The following is a 23,378-nucleotide window of genomic DNA, read 5'->3' as shown; positions in this document are numbered from 1 at the left end:
ACATTGTTAAGCCTTGTCTTTCACTTTGCTCCAGGTATCTTTTAGAGATACGGTACGGTTGAAGACGAGCTTTTCCGGCGTAGAGTCTTTGTCTACATTAAAATAACCGATACGCTGGAATTGTAAATAATCTAATGGTTTGGCATTTGCCAGATATTTTTCAACGTAGCAGTTTGTCAATATGTTCAGAGAGTCCGGATTGATGATTTCCTTCATGGCATCCAGTACGGAGCAATCTTTTACTTCGCGGATAGCAGCCAGTTCATCGCGCGGATTTTCGACTTTCCACAGACGGTCGTACAGACGGACTTCTGCCGGCAGGCTGTGTGCACAGCTCAACCAGTGAAGAGTACCTTTCACCTTACGGTTGCTGTCTGGCATGCCGCTCTTGGTGTTCGGGTCGTATTCGCAATAAACTTCTACTACTTCACCTGCTTCGTTTTTCTTGCAGCCTGTACATTTTACGATGTAGGCATTCTTCAGGCGCACTTCCTGTCCGGGAGTCATACGGAAGAATTTCTTCGGAGCATCTTCCATGAAGTCGTCTCTTTCCATCCACAGTTCGCGGCTAAATTCAATGATATGGCTGCCTGCTTCCGGATCTTCCGGATTGTTGATGGCTTCCATCTCTTCCACCTGTCCTTCCGGATAGTTGGTAACAATCAGCTTCACCGGATCGAGCACAGCGGATACACGTGTGGCACGGGCGTTCAGGTCTTCACGAACGGCGCTTTCCAGCAAGGCAAATTCATTCAGGGCATCGTAGGTGGTATATCCGATCTTATCGACGAATTTGCGGATAGATTCGGGGGAATAACCACGACGACGGAATGCACAGATAGTCGGCATACGGGGATCGTCCCAACCGTCTACCAGCTTTTCTTTTACCAGCGTAAGCAGGTTACGTTTACTCATTAATGTATAGCTCAGATTCAACTTGTTGAACTCGGTCTGACGGGGACGGTTGTCGTCCAGGTCTTTACCTTCTTTCAGCCAGTCGATGAACAGGTCGTATAACGGGCGGTGTACCACAAATTCCAGGGTACAAAGTGAATGCGTAACGCCTTCGAAGAAGTCGCTCTGTCCGTGTGCAAAGTCGTACATCGGATATACTTTCCATTTGTCGCCCGTGCGATGGTGATGTGCAGTCCTCAATACGCGATAGATAATCGGATCGCGGAAGTGCATATTCGGATTGGCCATATCTATTTTGGCACGCAACACCATGGCTCCGTCTTCTATCTCTCCGTCAGTCATTTTCTGGAACAAAGCCAGGTTTTCCTCGATAGGACGGTCACGGTAGGGACTATTGATACCCGGCTGTGTCGGTGTTCCTTTTTGCTGGGCGATAACTTCCGAACTCTGCTCGTCGATATAGGCTTTTCCTTCCTTGATCAGACGGATGGCAAAATCCCACAATTGCTGGAAATAGTCGGATGCGTAATAGATGTTACCCCAATGGAATCCAAGCCATTCTATATCTTCCTTGATTGCATCGACATATTCTGTATCTTCTTTTACAGGGTTCGTGTCGTCGAAACGAAGGTTACAAACTCCGTTGTAACGTTCTGCAATACCGAAATCCAGGCAGATAGCTTTGGCGTGTCCTATATGCAGATAACCGTTTGGTTCAGGTGGGAAACGAGTTTGTATACGTCCGCCGTTCTTTCCTTCTGCCAGGTCTTTTTCAACATTTGCTTCAATAAAATTCAGGCTCTTTTTGCCTTCTTCTTCGTTCGTTTTGATATCGCTCATATCTGTTATAAATATGTTATTTCCTTATTAACGGAACAAAGGTAGCGATTTCTTTATTCGCTGCATAGCAATACAAGTTTTTTCCTATATTTGTGGCTTAATTTTATCGAACAGATTATAATACATTTGTATGGAATACTTCAATCTCCTGATTGATTTCGTGCTGCATATCGACACCCATCTGGCAGCGCTTGTGTCAGCCTACGGCATTTGGATATATGCCATTTTGTTCCTGATCATTTTTTGTGAAACAGGATTGGTAGTAACACCCTTTCTTCCGGGTGATTCGTTGTTATTTGTGGCGGGAGCGCTGGCGGCTTTGCCGGGTAACCCGATGAATGTGCATCTGATCGTACTGGTGCTGATTGCCGCGGCCGTACTGGGAGATGCCTCTAACTATATAATAGGCAGGTTCTTCGGTGAAAGGCTGTTCAGTAAACCGGATTCGAGAATATTTAAACAGAGTTATCTGGAGAAAACGCATAAATTTTATGAAAAGCACGGAGGGAAAACCATTATCCTAGCCCGTTTCGTTCCCATTGTGCGTACGTTCGCACCGTTCGTGGCGGGGATGGGGCATATGAATTACCGTCATTTCGCTTCGTATAATATCGTTGGAGGGATTGTCTGGGTGGCCCTGTTTTCATATGCCGGCTATTTCTTCGGCGGAATGGAGATCGTTCAAAAGAATCTGGAACTGCTGATTGTCCTCATCATTTTTATCTCCATCCTGCCGGGAGTGATTGAAATAGTCCGGAATAAATATTTTGTTAAAACAAGCTGATCAGCAAGGCGATATTCAATACGGTCACCATGGTTCCCAGCAACAGCAACAGGATGGTGGTCGAACGTGAATTGACATATTGCCCCATCACTTTTCTACTGGAGGTAAGATATACCTGCGAAAAGACGGTGATGGGAAGCTGTACGCTGAGTAACATCTGCGAAAGAATCAATCCTTTGAACGGGTCGCCGATCAGGAAGATGATAAGCAATGCCGGAACGAACGAAAGAATAACCCCCAGTTTGGAGTGTAAGTCTTTGTGATTGTATGCCTCCCCGTAAAAACCGGCAAAGATGGATGCTCCGGCAATTCCGGATGTGATCGTCGAGGAAATACCGGCAAGCAATAAGGCGGCGGCAAAGATAACGCCTGCATTGTTTCCGACCAGCGGAACCAGCAATTGCTGTGCCTGGTCCAGTTCGTCCACGGTAATCTTTTCCTTGAAGAAAGTGGCTGCTGCCAGGATGATCATCGCCGAATTGATTGCCCAGCCGATCACCATCGACAGGAGCGTATCGTAAAATTCATATTTCAATTGTTTCTTGATAACGGATTCATCTTCCAGGTTCCATTCGCGACTCTGAATCACTTCCGAGTGCAGGAACAGGTTATGCGGCATGACAACGGCACCGAGCACACTCATGATGATCAGCATTGAATTTTCGGGGAAAGAAGGTTTTACCCATCCCACGACAGCCTGTCCCCAGTTTACATCGACCAGGGCTAGCTCGTATAAGAAAGACAATCCGATGATGGAAACGAACATGATGATCCAGCGTTCGATCTTGCTGTATGTATTACTGAGCAGCATGATCAGACAGGCCACCGTAACGATCACGGCACCGACCTTTATCGGTATGCTGAACAGCATTCGTAAAGCAATGGCTCCACCCAGTATCTCCGCAAGTGAGGTAGATATACTGGCAAGCATTGCCGATCCTAGAATAGGCCGGCTGAGTGCACGGGGCATATATTTGTTGGTCGCTTCCGATAAGCAAAGTCCGGTGACGATCCCCAGATGGGCAACGTTGTGCTGGATGATGATCAGCATAATGGATGAAAAGGTAACGACCCATAACAGGGCATAACCGAATTCGGATCCGGCGGCAAGGTTGGTTGCCCAGTTTCCCGGGTCGATGAATCCGACAGTGACTAATAAACCGGGACCAATATATTTCAAAAGGTCTAATCCTCCGGAACGAGGTTTGTGATTGATTTTGAGTTTGTCTAAAAGTTTCATGTCTTGTCTTATCTTTTTGTTTTTAATACTTACAGTGTCTTGTTTAATCTTTTCATGCAACGTGAGCGCCTCGGCTCATAAGACCTGCACCAGTCGGCTCATGCTTCATGAGCAACTTCCTTTTATGGGAACGTCAGAATAAACGACGTTTTGTTTATAGCCGGATTGCTCTTCAACGCGATACTGCCACCCGACAGTCGCATGATCTGTCGCGAGATAGATAACCCGATACCGCTGCCGCCTTCTTTGGTGGTGAAGAACGGGACAAAGATATGTTCCGCTTCTTCCGGCGGGATGCAGGGACCGTTGTTGCTGACCTCGATGATCACGGATTCATCCGGATTGCAAGATGCGTTCAGTTCAATTCGTCCGTCCGGTTGTTCGCTGCCGATGGCCTGCATGGCGTTCTTTAGCAGGTTCAGTACAACCTGCGTGATCAGTTTCTCATCAGCGTAAACGATCAGGTCGGCCGGCTCTATATGTATATTAATCGTTATATTGGGGAATTTGTTGTGATGGCGGGCCAGATTTATCATCCGTTCCGCGAATTTCTGCACATAGAACAACGACGGTTCAGGGGTTGGGATATGGGTAAACTTGCGATACGATTCAACGAACGATATCAGGCTCTTGCCGGTCGTACTGATCACTTCCAGTCCGTTCCGTATATCGCTGTCGGCATCCTCATGGATGGATAATAAGGTGTCACTCAGCGAAGTAATAGGAGTGACGGAATTCATGATCTCGTGAGTCAGTACACGAGTCAGGCGTATCCATGAATCGATTTCCTTGTCATCCAGTTCGCTGTTGATATCGTTGATTGCCAGGATACGTACGTGTTTTTCCTGCAGGGTCATTTCGGAGACGCGGATAGACAGGTTGACCGTGCCGCGTTCGTTTACGAATGATATCTGATGTTTATCCCCCGGGAGAATATTGGCGATTGTGGCTTGTAGTTTGTCGTCGATGCGTGCCAGCTGTTTGACATGGGTAAAGACGGAAAGCCCCAGCAGGCGGAGTGCTTCATTGTTGGTCTGAAAGATATTGCCGGTATCGTCCAGTACGATGATGCCGGTATTGACCGAATTCATGATCAACTCATAATATTTCTCTTTTTGGACGGCATCTGCTTTTGCCTGGAACAGAATCTGGGTGATACGGTTCAGTGATTCGCTGACTAGCTTGTCGTTGGATGAACGTCCGCGGGTGGCGTATTGGAATGCATAGTCGCTGTTGTCGATCGCATCGAACATAAAGGCAACTTTCTGGGCATTACGTTTGAATAACTCGCTCATCATCCGCATGGAATAGAGCCAGCCGATAAGAATGAGAATGAGCCATTCCCATTGCCGGGTCATGGCGAAGTAGGTCCCGCAGCCGGTAAATATACCGAACAGACCCAGCCGGAAAGTCAGGCTATGATAGATACCTTTTAACATTATTACAGCTCGTAACGTTTGATTTTGTTGTACAGTGTCTGACGTGAAATACCCAGCTGGCTGGCAACGAGCGAAAGATTGCCATTGTATTTATCCATGGCATTTTTGATCATGTTGTATTCCATTTCTTCCAATGTGGTAGCTTCTTTCAGAGGAGATTCTTTCTTACGGGGAAAATCGAAATCCGAGCTGTCGAGCGTTTCTCCTTCGGAAATGATCACTGCCTTTTCGATGGTATGCTCCAATTCGCGGATATTACCGAACCAGGGTTGTTGTTTCAGTTTTTCCTTTGCGTCCGCATTCAGGCGCATGGATGATTTTCCGTAAATAGAGCAATATTTAGCGAGGAATATCTCTGTCAGCGGCACGATATCTTCGGGGCGGTCGCGGAGGGACGGTATTTCCACATGTATCGTATTGATACGGTATAAAAGGTCTTCGCGGAATTGTTCTTTCTGTACCATATCCTGCAGGTCGCGGTTTGTCGCACAGATCAGGCGGATATTGACCGGAATAGGCGTGTTGCTTCCCACTCGTACTACGCTGCGGCGTTGTAGGGCAGTCAGTAATTTGGCTTGCAGATGGTAGGAGAGGTTCCCTATCTCATCCAGGAAAAGGGTCCCGTTGTTGGCTGCTTCAAACTTTCCCGGACGGTCGGCGCGGGCATCGGTAAAAGCACCTTTCATATGGCCGAACAGTTCGCTTTCGAACAGCGTTTCGGTGATGGCGCCCATGTCTACTGGAACCATGGCTTCTTTTTTACGGTTCGACAACATATGTATTTCTCTTGCCAGCATTTCCTTACCGGTTCCGTTCTCTCCGGTGATCAGGATGTTGGCATCTGTTTTTGCCACCTTCTCGATCAGGTTGCGGAGTTGCTGCATCGCATTGCTTTCGCCCCAAAACATACCGCTTTCCTTCGAGACAACCAGTTTGCTGTTTTCGTGAGGAATACCTTTCTTGTTGGCTGTCCGGATATCATAAGCCGTTTTCAACGTTTCCAGTAACTTGGCGTTATTCCAGGGTTTGACAACGAAGTCGGTAGCGCCTTCCTTGATTCCCCTTACCGCCAGGTCTATATCAGCATAAGCGGTGAAGAGAACAACCTGTACCGACGGGTCTTCCTTCTTTATTTCGGAAAGCCAGAAAAGCCCTTCATTTCCGGTATTGATACCGGCACTGAAGTTCATATCGAGTAAAACAACGTCTACGTTTTCATTATGCAGGGTTGTTTTGATTTTGTTTGGGGTAGAGATAGTTATCACTTTCTCAAAACAGGTGCCTAACAGCATCTGTACTGCGGTAAGAATCCCCTTATTGTCGTCTACGACCAGTATGGTGCCTTGTTTAGCCATATATGATAATATGTATATATTTAGTGCAAAGATACAGGTTCGGTTTTATACTTCCTAACCAGTGTCTAATATTTAGACAGATAAAATAGGAGGAGGAAACGAAGAAATACCGGCTGTCTAATATTTATACACCATTGTCTAATTTTTTTACACATTGGAAAAATATCTGTTTTGTCAATAGGTTGATAAGCAATGTCTTAAATGGTTTGGCACAGTCTTTGCCTTTCTATTGGCAGAAAATAACACAAAAATGAAACAGATAATATTTACATCGATTCTTTCGTTTAGCCTGGCAACAGCCGCCGTGGCCCAGGAAAAGCTCTGGACAATGGATGAATGCATGCATTATGCCGTTGAAAACAGTCCGAAAGTGAAGAAACAAACTTATACCAGTGATTCTTATAAAGCAGAGTTAAATTCCTCTGTAGCCTCTTTCTTCCCGTCTATGAGTGCAAGTGTAGGAGCGCAATACAGTTTCGGACGTTCGATTGACCCGGAGACTAACGTGTATAATAATACATCTACTTTCAATAACGGATATGGTCTGAATGTTTCTATTCCTATATTTAACGGAGGGCAGTTAGTCAACCAGTGGCGTATGGCAAAAGCAAACCGTCAGTTAGGTATGAATGATATCCAAAAGGAAAAAGACGACCTGGCAATCAATACGATGCAGGCTTTTATGGATGTGGTATATTACCAGGGAACAGTTAAACTAGCTGCTGAACAATTAGAAGAAAATAGCCGTATCTTGTATAAAACACGCCGTCAGGAGGAGCTGGGATTGAAAGGTAAAGCAGATGTGGCACAGATAGAAGCGCAGGTAGCAGCCAACGATTACAATCTGACCCACCAGCAGAATTTGCTTAATACGGCTTTGTTGACACTGAAGCAGAATATGAATTACCCTTCCGACATGGAACTGGATGTAGATACGATGCTTTTGGATAAATCGTATGCAACAATGATGGAGTCGGTTAATGAAATATATGATTACGCATCAGAAAATAATCCGACAGCCTTGCAGGCGAAACTTCAGTTGAAATCCTATAAAATGCAATACATGATGGCAAAAGGACGTTTGTTACCATCCATTTCTTTCTCAGCAGGGGTTTCTACGAATTATTATGAGAATCTGAAAGCAGATAAGGCTCCCGCTTCTTTTAGCAATCAGTTTAAAAATAACCGTGGTGAATATATCTCTTTCAACCTGAGTTTCCCTTTATTTGACGGATTGAGTCGTCTGACCAACCTGCGTAAGGCACGCAATAATATGCGTATCGCCCAGGAACAACAGACAGAAGTGCTCCGTCAGTTGGAGACAGCCATCGAACAAGCTATTCTCGACCGTGAGGGCTATGCCAAAGAAACTATTCAGATGGATAAAAAAGCAAAAGCGGATGAAATTGCTTATCAGGTAACTTTACGTAAATTTGAAGAAGGTCTGATGAGCCCGATCGATCTGCAAACCAGTGCAAATACATTACTTCTGTCAAAAGCCGACCTGCTGCAGCGGAAGCTGATGTATCTGATGAAATGCAAGCTGGTCGATTATTATAAAGGGAAACCTTTGATTGAAGGCATTCATTGAGAATAACGCGAATAACTAGGAAACAAACAATAAAGAAATAAAAACATACAACAATGGATATACAGTTAGAAAAGAAAAAAGGCATTCAAAAGAAACATTTACCTTATGTAGGTGGTGGTGTTTTATTCCTGGTACTGGTGGGATGGATCATTTTCGGCGATCATGCATCGACCCTGAAAGTCGATGCTCGCGGAATCAGTATCGGTAATGTGACTAAGGAACAATTCAATGATTTCGTCCGCGTAGACGGACAGGTACAGCCTATCACTGTCGTGCAGTTGAGCCCGGAAGAAGGCGGTATCGTACAGGAGAAGGTAGTTGAAGAAGGTGCCCAGGTGAAAAAAGGCGATGTCATTGTCCGTCTTTCCAACTCCGGTCTCGATTTGCAGATTCTGGATGCGGAAGCTCAGTTGGCTGAAAAACAGAACTTCCTGCGTAATACCCAGGTAGCGATGGAACAGGACAAGCTGAATAACCAGTTGGAGAAAGCTCAGCTCGATGTCGACATCGCCCGTTCACGCCGTGCTTATACGCAACAAAAGAAGCTCTATGATGAAAACCTGATCGCCAAGGAAGAATTTCTGAAAGCGAAGGAAGATTATGAACTGGCAACCAAGAAATATGCTCTTGTCGTTGAACGTTTGCGTCAGGATTCAATTTCCCGTACGATCCAGATGGACGAAATGGAAACGAGTTTGGCTAATATGCGCCGTAACATCCAATTGGTGCACGAACGGAAAGAACATCTGAATGTCCGTTCACAGATCAACGGCGAACTGGGTTTGCTGGATGTAGTCCTCGGACAGAATGTATCAGCCGGTATGAAGATCGGTCAGATCAACGACCTTTCCGATTATAAGATAGAAGCCATGATCGACGAACACTATATCGACCGCGTTAAACCGGGATTGGGTGCAGCCTTCGACCGTCAGGGTACAAGTTTCGCACTGGCTGTACGTAAAGTATATCCGGAAGTTCGTGAAGGTAAGTTCCGTACCGACTTTGTCTTTACCGGCGAACGTCCTGACAATATCCGCAGCGGACAAACGTATTATATCAACCTGGAATTAGGACAGCCGACGGAAAGTATCATCATCCCGCGCGGAACGTTCTTCCAGAGTACAGGAGGCAGCTGGATATTCGTTTTGGATAAAGATGGCAAAAAGGCTTATCGCCGCAAGATTAAGATCGGTCGTCAGAACCCGCAGTATTATGAAGTGACCGAAGGTTTGGAAGCCGGTGAAAAAGTGATCGTATCAAGCTACGAAAGCTATAAGGATAATGAAGTCCTGGTGTTGGAATGATATTTCAAGAATAGGAAATAATGTGCCAATATAGAATATCCATTTGCATTAAGGAACGCAGATGACGCAGACGAGCGCAGATAAACGCAGATAATATATTGTTTTTAAAGAAAATAAAAAGTCAGCGAGCGTCTGCGTATTCTGCGTCATCTGCGTCCCCTAATACGATCTGAATAGGTTCAATTCTGACAAGATCTGAACTTATTGCTATCTCCATTGGCACATTGGCATATTTGCGCATTATTTTACTGAAATAAACAACCTGTAAAAGATAACCACAATGAAGAATGTACATATCGCTTTCCGTTCCCTTTTTAAGAAAGGAAGACATAATGGAATTAAAATAATTTCATTGGGCGTTGGTCTGGCCATGGGCTTGGTACTGATTGCTAAAGTATGTTTCGAACTATCTTATGATAACTTCTATCCTGAGTCGGATCGTGTTTTTGCCATACAGGAAAATGTATCCGTAGGAGAGAAGAAAATAGAAGGCTATCCGCATGTAAGTGCAGGTGTTCCGTCGGGGATGAAAGCTGAAATACCCGGTGTGGAATCGGCTACCTGTGCCAATGTAATAGGGGAGTATCTTTTTACTACTTCCGATAAGAAAAAATACACCGGTAACTTTGTAATGGCAGACCAGTACTTCTTTGATGTCCTTCCCCGTAAAGTGTTGGCCGGTAATGCGAAGGAGACTCTTTCGCGTCCATTGTATGCCCTTGTATCCGAAAAGATAGCTGCTAAGATAGGCAGTGGAAAAGATGTGGTAGGACAGACTTTTGAAATCGCCTCTTTTCCCGGACATCTTTTTACGATCGGCGGAGTGTTTGAAGAAGTACCGGATAATACCCATCTGAAATATAACATGCTGGTTTCACTGGCCTCTTTCGAGACAGTAATGGGGTGGTCGAACCTCGATCAATGGTTTGGGGGAGATAGTTATAATGGGTATGTTCGCCTGGAGCCCGGTATCGTTGCCGAAAACCTGTTGCAGCCGATGGCCGAGATGCTCGACCGCCATGTCGACTCTGCCCAATTGAAAGAGCGGGGAATCGATTACGCTCTGATGTTGTGTCCGCTGGAGGAACTTTATGCCAAGTCGCCGGCAACGAAACGGATGGCTGTCATGCTCGTGGCTATTGCATTTGCTATCCTTTTTGCAGCCTTGATGAATTACGTTTTACTGGTGATCTCGTCACTGGTAACCCGTTCGAAAGATATTGCCGTACATAAATGTTACGGTGCATCCGGATGGAATATCTCGGACATGATCTTTTCGGAAACCTTTCTTAACCTGCTTGTCTCGCTGGGGATATCTGCTTTGTTGATACTGGCACTCCGTGAGATGGTGGAAGAATTGCTCAGTGCGTCGTTGTTATCGCTGTTTACGGTCGATACCGTTCTGATGCTGGTAGCTGTTTGTGTAATTGTATTTTTAGTGGCGGGATTACTGCCTTCGCAACTATTTTCGAAAATACCGGTAGCATCGGTATTTCGCTCCTATAAAGAATCACGCCGTTCATGGAAGAAAGTGCTGTTGTTTATCCAGTTTGTGGCCGTCGGTTTTCTAGTATGCCTGCTGGTGGTTATCGGTTTGCAGTATAATAGAATGGTGAACGATAATCCGGGATATAAATACGAACGGCTGGCTTATTGCAGGATGGACGGTGTGCCGGGTTCTTCCCGTCGCGCCTTGATGGATGAACTTAAAAAACTTCCGGAGGTGGAGGACGTATCTACTTGCAGTAGCTTACCTGCTTTCAGCGGTTCAGGGGATATGGTTTATCGTCCGGGAACAAAGGAAACCATTATTCATTTCGCCGACCTTTACGGGGCGAATGCCAATTATACCTCTTTGATGGAAATGTCCGTTATCCAGGGAAAAGGATTCGATCATTCTTATTCCGATTCTTCCCGCGTGGTAATGATCAGCCGGATGATGGCCGACAAACTGGCTTTGGCACTCGACTGGAAAGACGGTGTGATAGGAAAGAAAATATATGTGAGCGGTCATGGTACGCCTAACGATTTCGAGATAGCAGGCGTGTACGACGATGTTCGTGTCGGGGCTATCGGAAGCGAATTGATGGGACCTTCGGCGCTGTTTTATAGCGGTCGTCCGCAGAATACGCTGGTCATTAAACTGAATAAAATGTCGCAGGAGAACATGGCACGGCTGGACGAAACCATCAAGGCCACTTTACCGGATAAGGAGATGCCTGTATCTTCTTACAGTGTCAGCATGGCGAATATGTATAACTCTTCGCGCCTTTTCCGCAACGCGGTGATGCTGGGCGGTATCGTAACGCTGATCATCACTCTGATCGGGCTGATCGGGTATATCAATGATGAAACCAACCGGCGCGGAAAAGAAATAGCCGTTCGTAAGATCAACGGGGCAACGGAAAAGGATATCCTTTCGCTGATCGCTTCCGATGTGACCTGGATGGCTTTTCCCGCTTTGTTGCTGGGAGCCGGTGCCTCTTATTATGCAGGCGAGAAGTGGTTACAGCAATTTGCCGAAAAGATATCGATGAATGTCGGTGTGTTCACGTTGAGTGTGGCAGGGGTACTGTTGCTCATTTTAGGTACCGTTGTCTATCGTAGCTGGATGGTTGCCGTATCCAATCCGGTGGAAAGTTTGAAATCAGAATAAATGATATAAATATGAGGAATTTTAGTATGGCATTCCGCTCCCTGTTTAAGAAGGGAAGGAACAATGGGATTAAGATACTGGCGCTTGCCGTTGGACTGGCAATGGGTCTGGTGTTGGTTGCAAAAGTATGTTTCGAACGTTCGTATGATAACTTTTATCCCGACAACGACCGTATTTATCTGGTCAAGTCCGGCTTGAACAAAGACGGGAAGAAAGATACCTGGGGACAGGTGAGCGGTGCCGTCGCTCCGGGTTTGAAAGCGGAGGTTCCGGAGGTGGAAGTCGCTACGCGCTATACCCGCATAGGACCGGCCAATGAACTGATCATGTCGCCGGAGAAACAATTTTATAAAGCGACCATCCTGCTTGCCGATACCAGCTTTTTCGATATATTCCCCCGTCCGATTCTGGTGGGAGATCCGAAAGATGTTCTGTCCCGTCCCGGTTATGCGATGATCTCGCGCTCGTTGGCCGAGAAAATGGGCGGAGTAGGGAACGTGGTCGGCAAGACCTTCGTTCGTGACGCAAACCGGAACGCTCCGCAAACCATCGGTGGCGTATTTGAAGATATACCCGAAAACAGCCATCTGCGTTATGATGTGCTGGGATCGCTGGCAAGCATGCCGGAATGGAGTACGACCAACTGGCTGGGTAACGACCGTTACATCGCCTATGTAAAACTGGTTCCGGGTACTGATCCGGAAGGGCTTGCCCCGGCTATCCGCCGTATGCAGGAACGCAACCAGGATATGGAAGCGCTGAAACAGGCCGGTGTCGATTTGTTCTATACCATCTCGCCTTTGCAGGATATCCATAATAATGATAAGGAGGTGAAAGACATGAATGCCATGCTTCTCTTCCTGGCTACGATCCTGATTCTTATAGCCGTGCTGAATTATGTGCTGGTCGTTATCTCTACACTGATCGGACGTACGAAAGAAGTGGCGGTACATAAATGTTACGGAGCTTCGGGTAAAAATATATTCGGAATGATCTTTTCCGAATCCTTGCTGCATCTGTTACTGGCACTCTTGCTGGGAGCTTTCCTGTTGATCCTTTGTAAAGGGAAGGTGGAGGAATTGTTGTCGGCTTCGCTGTCTGCTTTGTTTACGGTACCTACTTTGATGATTTTGTCGGGTATTTGTATCGTTGTATTCGCCGTAACCTGCCTGGTGCCGACTTGGCTCTTCCTCCGTATTCCGGTGGCATCGGCTTTCCGTAGCGTAAAAGAATCGAAGCGTTACTGGAAACTGTGCCTGCTTTTTGTACAGTTTGTCGCTACGGCCTATCTGGTGGCATTATTGATCACGATCAATCGCCAGTATAGTGCTATGATTTCGAGTGATCCCGGCTATGCCTACGAGAATCTGATCTTTTGTAATACCCGCGGTGTAAGTGCCCTGGAGCGTGAGCGGGCGATGGACGAACTGCGTCGTTTGCCGCAGGTAGACCTGGTGTCGGCCAGTTGCGAGTTGCCTTTCAAATATCCTTCGGGTAATAATGTCGGTTTGCCGGGTGATAACCGCGAACTGTTTAACATTGCCGATATGTACAGTGTCGGTGATAATTATTTTGAACTGATGGAGATACCTATTCTGGAGGGCCACGCTTTCCGCCAGGGTGAGGCTAACGGCGATAAAATAATGGTTAGCCGTCGTTTTGTCGAACAGATGGAGAAGGTGGCGGGCTGGACAGGAAGTGCTATTGGTAAAGGTGTGATGATATCCGAACATAGTAATGGAAATCAGGTATACACCATTTGCGGTGTCTATGAGGACTTCCGTATCGGCTCCATCAAAGGTCCCGACACCCGTGCCTCGGTTTTCTTCTACGACATGAAGCCGGGTGGAATTGCTCCTACGGAAAATATCTTGATAAAGATGCATGATATGACATCGGACAATATAGCACAGGTCAACCAGATCCTGACAGATGCAATGCCGGATAAAGTGGTGGAAGCTTCTGTCTATAAAATGAGTCTGGCTCAGCAATACCAAGGCGACCGTGAGTTCCGCGACTCCATCTTCATCAGCGGCATCGTCTGCCTGATCATTGCACTGATCGGACTGCTGGGATATACTGCCGACGAAACCAACCGCCGCGGACGTGAGATAGCGATCCGCAAGGTCAACGGTGCGACTGCCGCCAGCATCCTCCGGATGATCTCGCGCGACATCTCCTATATAGCCGTTCCTGCTCTTACGATCGGTGTAGTGATTGCCTATATCAGTGCCTCCGACTGGCTGGAGAAATTCTCGGAACGTATCCATCTGAATGCCTTCCTGTTTATCATCGCGGCTTTCTTCGTTTACCTCGTCATCATTGGTTGCGTATTGTATCGTGCCTGGGCGACGGCCAATGAGAATCCGATCGACAGTCTGAAAGCGGAATAACATATATTTATATCATTTACTTTTTAACCGGAAAGCATCCCTCTCATATGAGGAGGGTATGCTTTCCTTATGTCCTAGTATGAAATATTAAAAACACGAATTAAATGAATAACCTGGTAAACTTTAAGTCATTTTTCAAATTTCTAAGCCGAAACAAAACCTATACGGCAATCGATATCTTCGGGTTATCCGTATCGTTGATGTTCGTTATATTGATAGCCGTTTATTCGGTACAGGAATTGTCTACCGACAAATACCATGAGAAAGGCGACCGTATCTACGTGTTAAGCAGCGAAGCCAATACCGGATCGGCCTATAAGCTGGCCTACCGTTTGCAGGAACGGTATCCGGAAATAGAAAAAGTATGTCCGGTCGCTCCCTGGGGATTCTATCATACATCTGTTACGGTGGCCGATAAAAACTTCAACGCCGAATTAATGTTCGCCGATACGACTTTCTTCGATTTCTTCTCTTTCCCGCTGTTGGTTGGCGACCGCAATCATGTGATGGATGCCGATGACTATGGTGTGATCTCCGAAAGTTTTGCCCGCAAAGTATTTAGCGACAGCGATCCGATAGGGCAGGTCGTTCAGGTGAACGATTCCATCCGTATCCAAGTGAACGGGATTATGAAAGATATTCAAAACTCTACGATTCCGTATTGCGATATCCTGATGGGAATCAAACAGCTCAAATATATGGAAGAGGGAATAGACAGCGACCAGTTCTATAATACCGGAGCCGTCAACAATTTCATTATGGTAAAGGAAGGAGCAGACCTGCTTGCCAAAACGGATGATATCGTCGCTTATTTCAAAGAAGTATTTTGGATGTATCAAAGAGGAATTTACAGCAAAGTGCTTCTGAATCCTCTGGAGGATTTCTATTTCTCGGATATGGGTACCTATACGCTGGCTAAAGGGGACTGGCAATTTGTAATGATCCTGCTTTCGGTGGGGATACTTATCCTGCTGTTTGCCATCATCAACTATATTAATCTGACAGTGGCGCAGACGGCTTTCCGGGCAAAAGAAATGGCTACCCGCAGATTATTGGGCTCGTCGAGAGGAGACCTGCTCCTGCGACTGATCATGGAGTCTACCCTGATGACTTTCATTTCTTTCCTGTTGGGTATCTTTATGGCAATATTTTTCTCTCCTTATGCCTCTCAGTTGTTGAATGCCCGTATAAATCTGTCGGACTTTGTTACCCCCGGTTATGTATTGCTGGCTGTAGCCGTCATTCTGTTGATCGGTATACTTGCAGGATTGTTGCCTGCCATTGTGATTTCCAATGCCAAGCCGATTGAAGTGGTGCGGGGTACTTTCCGTCGGCAAACCAAGATGGTGTTCAGTAAGTTCTTCATTACTTTTCAGAACGGGATCACGATTGCCTTGGTGGCAGCTTCCATTACGATGGTAGCACAGGTGAATCATCTCATACATGCTCCGTTGGGATATAAAACGACGAATGTGATGGATGTTCCGGTCGAATCTTATAAAAGTAAGAAAGATATAGAGACATTCGCTAATGAGGTGAGCCAACTGGCTTCTGTTAAGCGGATCGCTTTTTCACAGGGCACTCCTTTTAACCGGGGGAATAATTCTACGGAAGAGATCAATGGCAAGCAGGTCAGTTTCCAGGTATTCAGGGCCGATACGGCTTTTCTGAGTATATTAGGTATTGAGATAATACGTGATAATCATCTGGCCGGTCCTAAAAAGACCTATCTGAACCAGCAGGCTATGCGTGAAATGGAATTGCCGGAAGATTCTCCTTCCATCAAAGTGTGGGGGCAGGAATATCCTATTGCCGGTGTTGTGAAAGATTTTCAGTTATCGAATATCATGTATCAGAAGAAGCCGGTCAGCCTTCAGATTAGGAATGATATAAAAGAATGGACCCCGTATAATGTACTGCTGGAAGTAGAAGGCGATCCTGTGGAATCCTATAAAGATATACAGGAAATATATGAACGTATCGGCCATGTCGGCTTTGAAGGGAAATATATAGATACGCAGATACAGGAATCATTTGCCGCACAGGAAAGGACTTCCCGGATCGTTTCGATCTTTGCTTTCGTCGCCATCCTGATCTCGTTGCTGGGGTTGCTGGCTATGTCGACCTACTTTATCCAGCAGCGTTCATCGGAAGTGGCGGTGCGTAAAGTATTCGGCTCGACTAATTCCCAGATATTATACCGGCTGATCCGTACTTTCCTTGTCTATGTATTGATTGCTTTTGTGATCGCTACACCGATCATCTGGCGATTCATGCAGCAATGGTTGTCCGATTATTCTTACCGGATCGAATTGAGCCCGCTTATTTTTATAGCAGCCGGTCTGTTTTGTTTATTCGTATCGTTCGTTACGATATTTATCCAGAGTTACCAGGCTGCCAATCTCAATCCGGTGGAAAGTATAAAGAATAAATGACGGGTTGCCTGCAGAGTGTAAAAAAACTAGACAGGAGTGTCTAAATATTAGACACTCTTCCGGAATAGGATAAAGTATATAGTTTTGAATATCAATAATTTATTAAGTTTGGCACGCAATTTGAATTAAATATAGAAAACAGAGTGTTTTTTTAAGGGAATATCAAAGTATAAATGTAGAATTAAATAAATAACATTATGATTAAGATTGAAGGATTAAGTAAGCATTTCCGCACAGAGGAGGTAGAAACTATTGCATTGAACAATGTATCATTGGAAGTGAAGGATGGAGAATTTGTTGCCATCATGGGACCTTCCGGTTGCGGTAAATCAACATTATTAAATATCCTGGGCTTGTTGGATAACCCTACTTCAGGTGATTATTACCTGGCAGATAAAGAAGTGGGCCACCTGAAAGAAAAAGAACGTACCCAGGTGCGTAAAGGGAATATCGGTTTCGTATTCCAGAGCTTCAACCTGATCGACGAACTGAATGTGTATGAAAATGTGGAATTACCTTTGACTTACCTGAAGGTAAAAGCTGCCGAACGTAAACAGATGGTAACAGATATCCTGAAACGAATGAATATCAGCCATCGTGCCACTCACTTCCCGCAGCAGTTATCCGGTGGTCAGCAACAACGTGTTGCCATTGCCCGTGCAGTCGTTTCCAACCCGAAAATCATCCTTGCGGATGAGCCGACCGGTAATCTGGACTCTAAGAACGGTGCCGAAGTGATGCAGCTGCTGACCGAACTGAACAAGGAAGGAACTACCATCGTCATGGTAACTCACTCCAAACATGATGCCAGTTTTGCACACCGCATCATCAACCTGTTCGACGGTAGCATCGTATCTTCAGTCAGCGAATTTATCTGATTGTATTTTCTATACATAACAAAGCATATAGCTAAATTTATAAGTTTAAAAGAAAAACCGACATATCCTACCTGTGAAGGTAGGATATGTTATTCTCTCGCCTAAATGAAATCAGTAAGAAGATGAATAACTTATTAAATATAAAATCATTCCTCAAATTTTTAAGCAGGAATAAAGCATATACAGCGATCGATGTATTCGGACTGTCCGTTTCATTGATGTTTGTAATCCTGATTGCCGTTTATACCGTACAGGAATTGTCGGTCGACAAGTTCCATAAGGATGTAGACCGCATTTATGTGTTGGCTAACGACAGAGGACCGAGCACGGCGTTGCCGATCGCCTACCGCCTGCAGGAACGCTATCCTGAGATCGAGCAGGTCTGCCCGGTTATTACAACCAATGTGGGTAATCAGATCGTAAAAAATAATGATAAAAAATTAACTGCCAGAACAGTCCCCGTCGATTCTTGCTTCTTTAACTTTTTCTCTTTTAAACTCCTGGCAGGAGATAAGAACCGGGTATTGGAAAACAGAAGCAATGTCGTTCTCTCAAAGACTTTTGCCAATAAACTGTTCGGCACGGAAGACCCGATCGGACAAAGCGTTATTATCGGCGATTCGCTTTCTTTCCTGGTGAGCGGCATTATGGAAGATATCAAGCACTCGACGATCCCGTATGCTGATATCATGTTTCGTGTGGAGCGGGCTCATGAGTACAACTGGTCGATCAGTATGGATCATCCCGGAAATGCCGGCTCGACAGTCGCTTTCTTAAAGATGAAGCCGGGTGCCGACCTGCGTCCGAAGATACCGGATATCCTGAGTTATTTCAAGGAATCGTTCTGGATTTACCAGCGTGATATGTCCAAAGTAGTGAACTTGATACCGATAAGTGAACTTTATTTCTCTGAATTGAACGATTTCGGATCTGTTCAAACAGGGAATAAGCGTTTGGTCATTGTTCTCTTGTCTATAGGTATCCTGATCCTGGTCTTTGCCATATTCAATTATATTAATCTGACGGTCGCACAGGCAGGTCAGCGGGCGAAGGAGATGGCTACAAGACGTTTGTTAGGATCGTCACGCGGAGATTTATTCATACGTATGATGATAGAATCGACTTTGCTGACTATAATTTCTTTCGGAATAGGCTGGTTACTGGCACATGCGGCGGTTCCTTTTGTGAATGATCTTTTGCAGACGCAGATCGATCTGATGGCGACTTTCACTCCTGGCTGGTGTCTTGCCGGTATTGTCTTGATTCTTCTGATTGGCGTTGTTGCCGGACTGTTGCCGGCTGTATTGATTTCTTCCGTGAAGCCGATCGATATTGTGCGCGGAACGTTCCGTAAGCAGACGAAAATGGTGTTCAGTAAGGTGTTTATCACTTTCCAGAATGGAATCACCATCGCTATGATTGCGGCATCGATCGTCATGATCCTGCAATCGCGTCACTTGATCAATGCACCGTTGGGCTATAACACGAATAGTATACTGGAGGTTGCGAATGGTTTTGCAAACAACTCCGACCGTAATGCAGCTATCGATGAGTTTGGGCGTCAACCGTTCGTCAAACGAGTAGGGCTGGCAGCCGGGATGCCTTTGAGCGGAAGTAATAATATGTCCAGCGAATATGAAGGCAAATTTCTCGGTTTCCAGCAGTTCATCATGGATAGCACAGCGTTCAATATGTTGGGATATAAGATTGTCCGTGATAACCAATTAGCAGAAAAGAGCTGGTATGTGACTGAAAAAGCCATGCGGGATATGGAGTTGCCACAGGACGCTCCCAGTTTCCTATGGAATAAAAATGCAACGCCGATTGCCGGTATTGTGCAGGACTTTCAGTTGGGAAATATTACGAATGATATGCGTCCCGCCATGCTTCGCATCGACAAACGGAGTGAAATGTTCCCCTGGAGTATTCTTATCGAAGTGGAAGGTAACCCTTATACAGCTTATAACAAAATACAAGAGATCTATAAGGAGGCTTCCGGTGGGTTGGATTTCAATGCCACCTATCTGAATGAACAGGTTCAGAAATCGTTCGAGTCTGAAGTCCGGATGACAAAGATTGTTTCGCTCTTTGCTTCGATTGCAGTTATTATCTCTATGTTGGGTTTACTGGCCATGTCGACCTATTTCATCCATCAGCGTTCGCAGGAGGTGGCTATTCGTAAAGTGTTTGGATCTGATAATCAGGCTGTTTTGTTCCGTCTGATCGGTTCGTTTTTGGTTTATGTAGGTGTGGCCTTTATTATAGCAACACCGATTATCTGGTATTTCATGAACCAGTGGCTGTCCGATTATTCATACCGGATCTCCCTGAATCCGCTAATCTTTATTGTCTCCGGTATATTCTGTCTCGTCATTGCACTTGTAACGGTATTTTTCCAGAGTTACAAAGCTGCTAATGCCAACCCGATAGATAGTGTATCGAATAAGTAACAAGAGGTAGAATGTAACCAGTTCCTAACCGGTACCAGGTGAGCATCTATTGTATGCTATGTCGAAGATTAGTGCATATCTGCCTGTTTGCAAACACTAGGGTGTACAGGATAATCCGGTACGATGTACAGGGTAATCGACTAGGGTGTACAGGGTATTTTGTTATCCTGTACAGGCTGAGAATAGAAAATAAGCAGGGAGCTATTAATGCATAGTAAATTAGCTGTTAGTGGATGTTCGGAAGGAAGATAGTTGCCGGAGAATACTATCAAAGGGAATAGATGAGATATACTACACTTTGAAGTTTGATCAGTTTTCGGTGTCACTAAAAAAAATGTGACGCATGTAGATTGATATTCAATAATTGTAGGGTGACGCCGGAGGTGATTTCCGGCGTCATTTCTTTCTAATATGGGGTGACGCTGTTTTTCAAGGCGGCGTCACCTTTTTATGTTATGAATATCAATAGTTGGAGGCTAAAATATAGATGGTGAAGGGTTGTTTTAAAAAACTTTGTATGGCTGTTGTAAATAAATAGACTGATAGCCTTCGGATGTCAAAAAACTAGACAGAACTGTCCAATTATTTGACATAGATATTAAAAGAATGATTGGTTATTTACTTGATTATCAGTAATTTACTAGTTTGGCATACGATTTGAATAGTCAAATATGTAAAAAGAATAGAAGACAAAACATTAGTATAGATGAAAACAATATTACGAAACTTTGTGAACGTACTGCGCCGCTTCAAGATGGCGTCTTTTCTGAATGTGGTGGGGCTGACTGTCGCCTTGACTGCTTTTCTGGTGATTATGATGCAGGTTCAATATGAACGGACTTTCGACCGGTGTTATCCGACCGCGTCCCGTATTTGCCGGGTAGATATGAATCACGGCGAAGGAGATATTTATGCATCAGTGATTCCCCAGGCGTTAGCGAATGCTGCTTTTACTTCGTCTCCGCATATTGAAGCCTATACATTGCTGAATTCTTTTAGTAGTAAAACCTATGTGAATGTAGGAGAGGGAAATGATGAAAGAGGTTTTAAAGAACTATTTATCCCTTGCTATCCGGATTTTCCCAAAGTATTCGAACCGACTTTGGTGGAAGGAATGGCAACTTGCCTGGAAGATCCGGAAAAGGTAATGATATCTGAAAGTATGGCTAAACGGATGTTTGGCAAGGAATCGGCTATAGGCAAAAGTATTCGTTCGAAAGATAGAATGTTTTATATAGATGAAATGAACTTTACCGTCGGAGCTGTCTATAAAGATTTTCCGGAAAACTCGCAGATGGAAAACGGGATTTATGCCCGAATGAATAAACACTTTGAAGATGATTGGCTTTCTCAGAACTTTATGGGATATTTATTGCTCGATTCACCTGAGTCTCGCCAAGTAGTAGAGGATAACTTCAATAGTACATTCGATTTTGCTAAATATAATGTCAATAAAGAAACCCGCTTGCAACTGATACCTATCACTGACATTTATTATATGCCTGGTCAGTTGGATGATTTTATTAAGACTGGAAATGTCGATACGATGCGGTTATTGGTATTGATCGCTTTACTGGTCATCGTCATTGCCGGGATCAATTTTACGAATTTCAGCACTTCACTGGCTCCGATGCGGATAAAAAGTATCAATACCCAAAAGGTATTGGGCAGTTCGACAGCAAGTTTGCGGGCAAGTTTGGTAGCCGAAGCGGTATCTATTTGTGTATTTGCCTGCCTGTTGGCCTTTTTATTGACCTGGATATTGAACAGGACGGAAGTTTTATCATTCGTCGAAGCGGATACGAATTTACTGCATTATATACCGCTGTTATTTATGGTGTTGGGTATTTCTGTATTATTGGGGTTGGTAGCCGGTCTGTATCCGGCATGGTATATGACCTCTTTCCAACCGGCACTGGTATTGAAGGGTAGTTTCGGCCTGTCTGCTTCAGGACGGAAGTTGCGTACGGCCTTGATCGGTTTCCAGTATGTTGTTTCCATCGGTTTGATTATCGGTTCTTCTTTTATACAGATCCAGAATAACTATATGCGTTCTTACAAGTTGGGATTCGATAAAGACCAGGTAGCGATGGTGACATTGAGTCAGGATATAGTCACGAAGTCCGGCGATCTATTGGTAAACCGGCTCAAAGAGTATGCCGGTATCGAGGATGGAGGATTTGCCAATACCATAGTAGGAGCTTCGGATGTCTATTCTGCCAATTATTTCCGTTGCAATAATAAAGAATTTAATAGCGAAGTGATCGATGTTTCATGGAACTTTCTGAATGTGATGGGTATTCCCGTCACCAGCGGACGTGATTTTAGCCGTTCGGATGCACAAAGTGATTCTACTTATGCTTGTATCTTTACCAAGCGGATGCTGGATGTTGTTCCTGATATGGAACCGGGATATCCATTGGAAAAGAGCTGGATGGGTACAGGTAGTATCGCCGGCTTCATCGACAATATAAAGGTTTCTTCTCTGCGTTCGTCTAACAAACCGTTGATGTTCAGGGTTAGTAAAAGATTCAGTGGTTTGACTATTTCTTATATCCGTCTGAAAGTCGGAACAAACGTGGAAGAAGCGGTAGCCCATATCCACCGGGTGATTACCGATATTGATCCGGCTTATCCTTTCGAAGTCGAGTTTTACGATACGGTATTCAATAATCTCTATCATAAAGAACAATATCTGAAAAAGATGATCACCTTGTTCAGCCTGTTGGCTATCGTTCTGTCGATCGTGGGCGTATTCGGTTTGGTAGTCTTTGAGACACAATACAGACGGAAAGAGATCGGCGTTCGGAAAGTGTTCGGTGCGACGGTACAGGAGATATTGAATATGTTCAATAAAATCTACCTGAAGGTTGTCAGTATATGTTTTGTCATAGCAGCCCCGTTTGCTTATTACGGAGTACATAAATGGCTGGAAAACTTTTCCGACAAGACACCGGTCTTTTGGTGGGTGTTTGTTTTGGCTTTTGCCGTTGTGGCAGCGATCACGATGCTGACGGTTACTTTCCAGAACTGGAAGGCAGCGAATGAGAATCCAGTGAATAGTGTTAAAAGTGAATAACTAATTTAGTATCGATATT

At 44.9% G+C, this 23,378-nt stretch carries 13 protein-coding genes; 9 read left to right on the top strand and 4 right to left on the bottom strand.

Going from position 1 to position 23,378, the window contains the following annotated elements:
- Positions 1-6: 6 nt before the first annotated feature.
- Positions 7-1,755, bottom strand: coding sequence for a glutamine--tRNA ligase/YqeY domain fusion protein (locus P3L47_RS19460; RefSeq protein WP_277781845.1), 1,749 nt, complete (start codon positions 1,753-1,755; stop codon positions 7-9).
- 130 nt (positions 1,756-1,885) lie between these two features.
- On the opposite strand from P3L47_RS19460, the gene P3L47_RS19455 reads away from it, so the two are divergent.
- Entirely contained in the window at positions 1,886-2,539 is a 654-nt protein-coding gene (locus P3L47_RS19455; RefSeq protein WP_277781844.1) for a DedA family protein, read from the top strand.
- On the opposite strand, the gene P3L47_RS19450 is transcribed toward P3L47_RS19455, so the two are convergent.
- From P3L47_RS19450 to P3L47_RS19440, 3 genes are all read right to left on the bottom strand, one after another.
- A complete protein-coding gene (locus P3L47_RS19450; protein WP_277781843.1) occupies positions 2,526-3,779 on the bottom strand; it encodes an Nramp family divalent metal transporter in 1,254 nt (417 codons plus the stop codon). The genes P3L47_RS19455 and P3L47_RS19450 overlap by 14 nt on opposite strands.
- 122 nt (positions 3,780-3,901) lie before the next feature.
- Positions 3,902-5,218, bottom strand: coding sequence for a sensor histidine kinase (locus P3L47_RS19445; protein ID WP_122360331.1), 1,317 nt, complete (start codon positions 5,216-5,218; stop codon positions 3,902-3,904).
- Between the two features lie 2 nt (positions 5,219-5,220).
- The gene (locus P3L47_RS19440; protein WP_122360330.1) at positions 5,221-6,573 is read right to left on the bottom strand and encodes a sigma-54-dependent transcriptional regulator; all 1,353 of its coding nucleotides are present in this window, start codon (positions 6,571-6,573) and stop codon (positions 5,221-5,223) included.
- Positions 6,574-6,823: 250 nt separating this feature from the next.
- On the opposite strand from P3L47_RS19440, the gene P3L47_RS19435 reads away from it, so the two are divergent.
- The 8 genes from P3L47_RS19435 to P3L47_RS19400 all read left to right on the top strand — a co-directional run bounded on the left by P3L47_RS19435 (position 6,824) and on the right by P3L47_RS19400 (position 23,359).
- On the top strand, positions 6,824-8,164 hold the full coding sequence (locus tag P3L47_RS19435; RefSeq protein WP_277781842.1) for a TolC family protein: 1,341 nt from the start codon (positions 6,824-6,826) through the stop codon (positions 8,162-8,164).
- A gap of 53 nt (positions 8,165-8,217) precedes the next feature.
- Positions 8,218-9,468, top strand: a complete 1,251-nt coding sequence (locus tag P3L47_RS19430) for an efflux RND transporter periplasmic adaptor subunit (protein ID WP_277781841.1) — start codon at positions 8,218-8,220, stop codon at positions 9,466-9,468.
- Between the two features lie 280 nt (positions 9,469-9,748).
- Positions 9,749-12,124 carry an ABC transporter permease gene (locus tag P3L47_RS19425; RefSeq protein WP_277781840.1) on the top strand — a complete coding sequence of 792 codons (2,376 nt, stop codon included), beginning with the start codon at positions 9,749-9,751 and terminating at the stop codon, positions 12,122-12,124.
- 11 nt (positions 12,125-12,135) lie between these two features.
- Entirely contained in the window at positions 12,136-14,517 is a 2,382-nt protein-coding gene (locus P3L47_RS19420) for an ABC transporter permease (RefSeq protein WP_277781839.1), read from the top strand.
- A 104-nt stretch (positions 14,518-14,621) separates the two neighbouring features.
- Positions 14,622-16,952, top strand: a complete 2,331-nt coding sequence (locus P3L47_RS19415; protein WP_277781838.1) for an ABC transporter permease — start codon at positions 14,622-14,624, stop codon at positions 16,950-16,952.
- Between the two features lie 197 nt (positions 16,953-17,149).
- Positions 17,150-17,830, top strand: coding sequence for an ABC transporter ATP-binding protein (locus P3L47_RS19410; protein WP_122360320.1), 681 nt, complete (start codon positions 17,150-17,152; stop codon positions 17,828-17,830).
- A gap of 122 nt (positions 17,831-17,952) precedes the next feature.
- Positions 17,953-20,280: an ABC transporter permease gene (locus tag P3L47_RS19405; protein WP_277781837.1), complete on the top strand. Its 2,328-nt coding sequence runs from the start codon at positions 17,953-17,955 to the stop codon at positions 20,278-20,280.
- A gap of 706 nt (positions 20,281-20,986) precedes the next feature.
- Complete coding sequence (locus tag P3L47_RS19400; RefSeq protein ID WP_277781836.1) at positions 20,987-23,359, top strand: ABC transporter permease; 2,373 nt, start codon at positions 20,987-20,989, stop codon at positions 23,357-23,359.
- The last annotated feature ends 19 nt before the right edge of the window (positions 23,360-23,378 follow it).

Origin of the sequence: Parabacteroides chongii, from assembly GCF_029581355.1 — a bacterium.
Classification (GTDB): Bacteria; Bacteroidota; Bacteroidia; order Bacteroidales; family Tannerellaceae; genus Parabacteroides; species Parabacteroides chongii.
The sequence above is the reverse complement of the archived record's forward strand: the minus strand, read 5'-3'. Positions and strand labels throughout refer to the sequence as shown.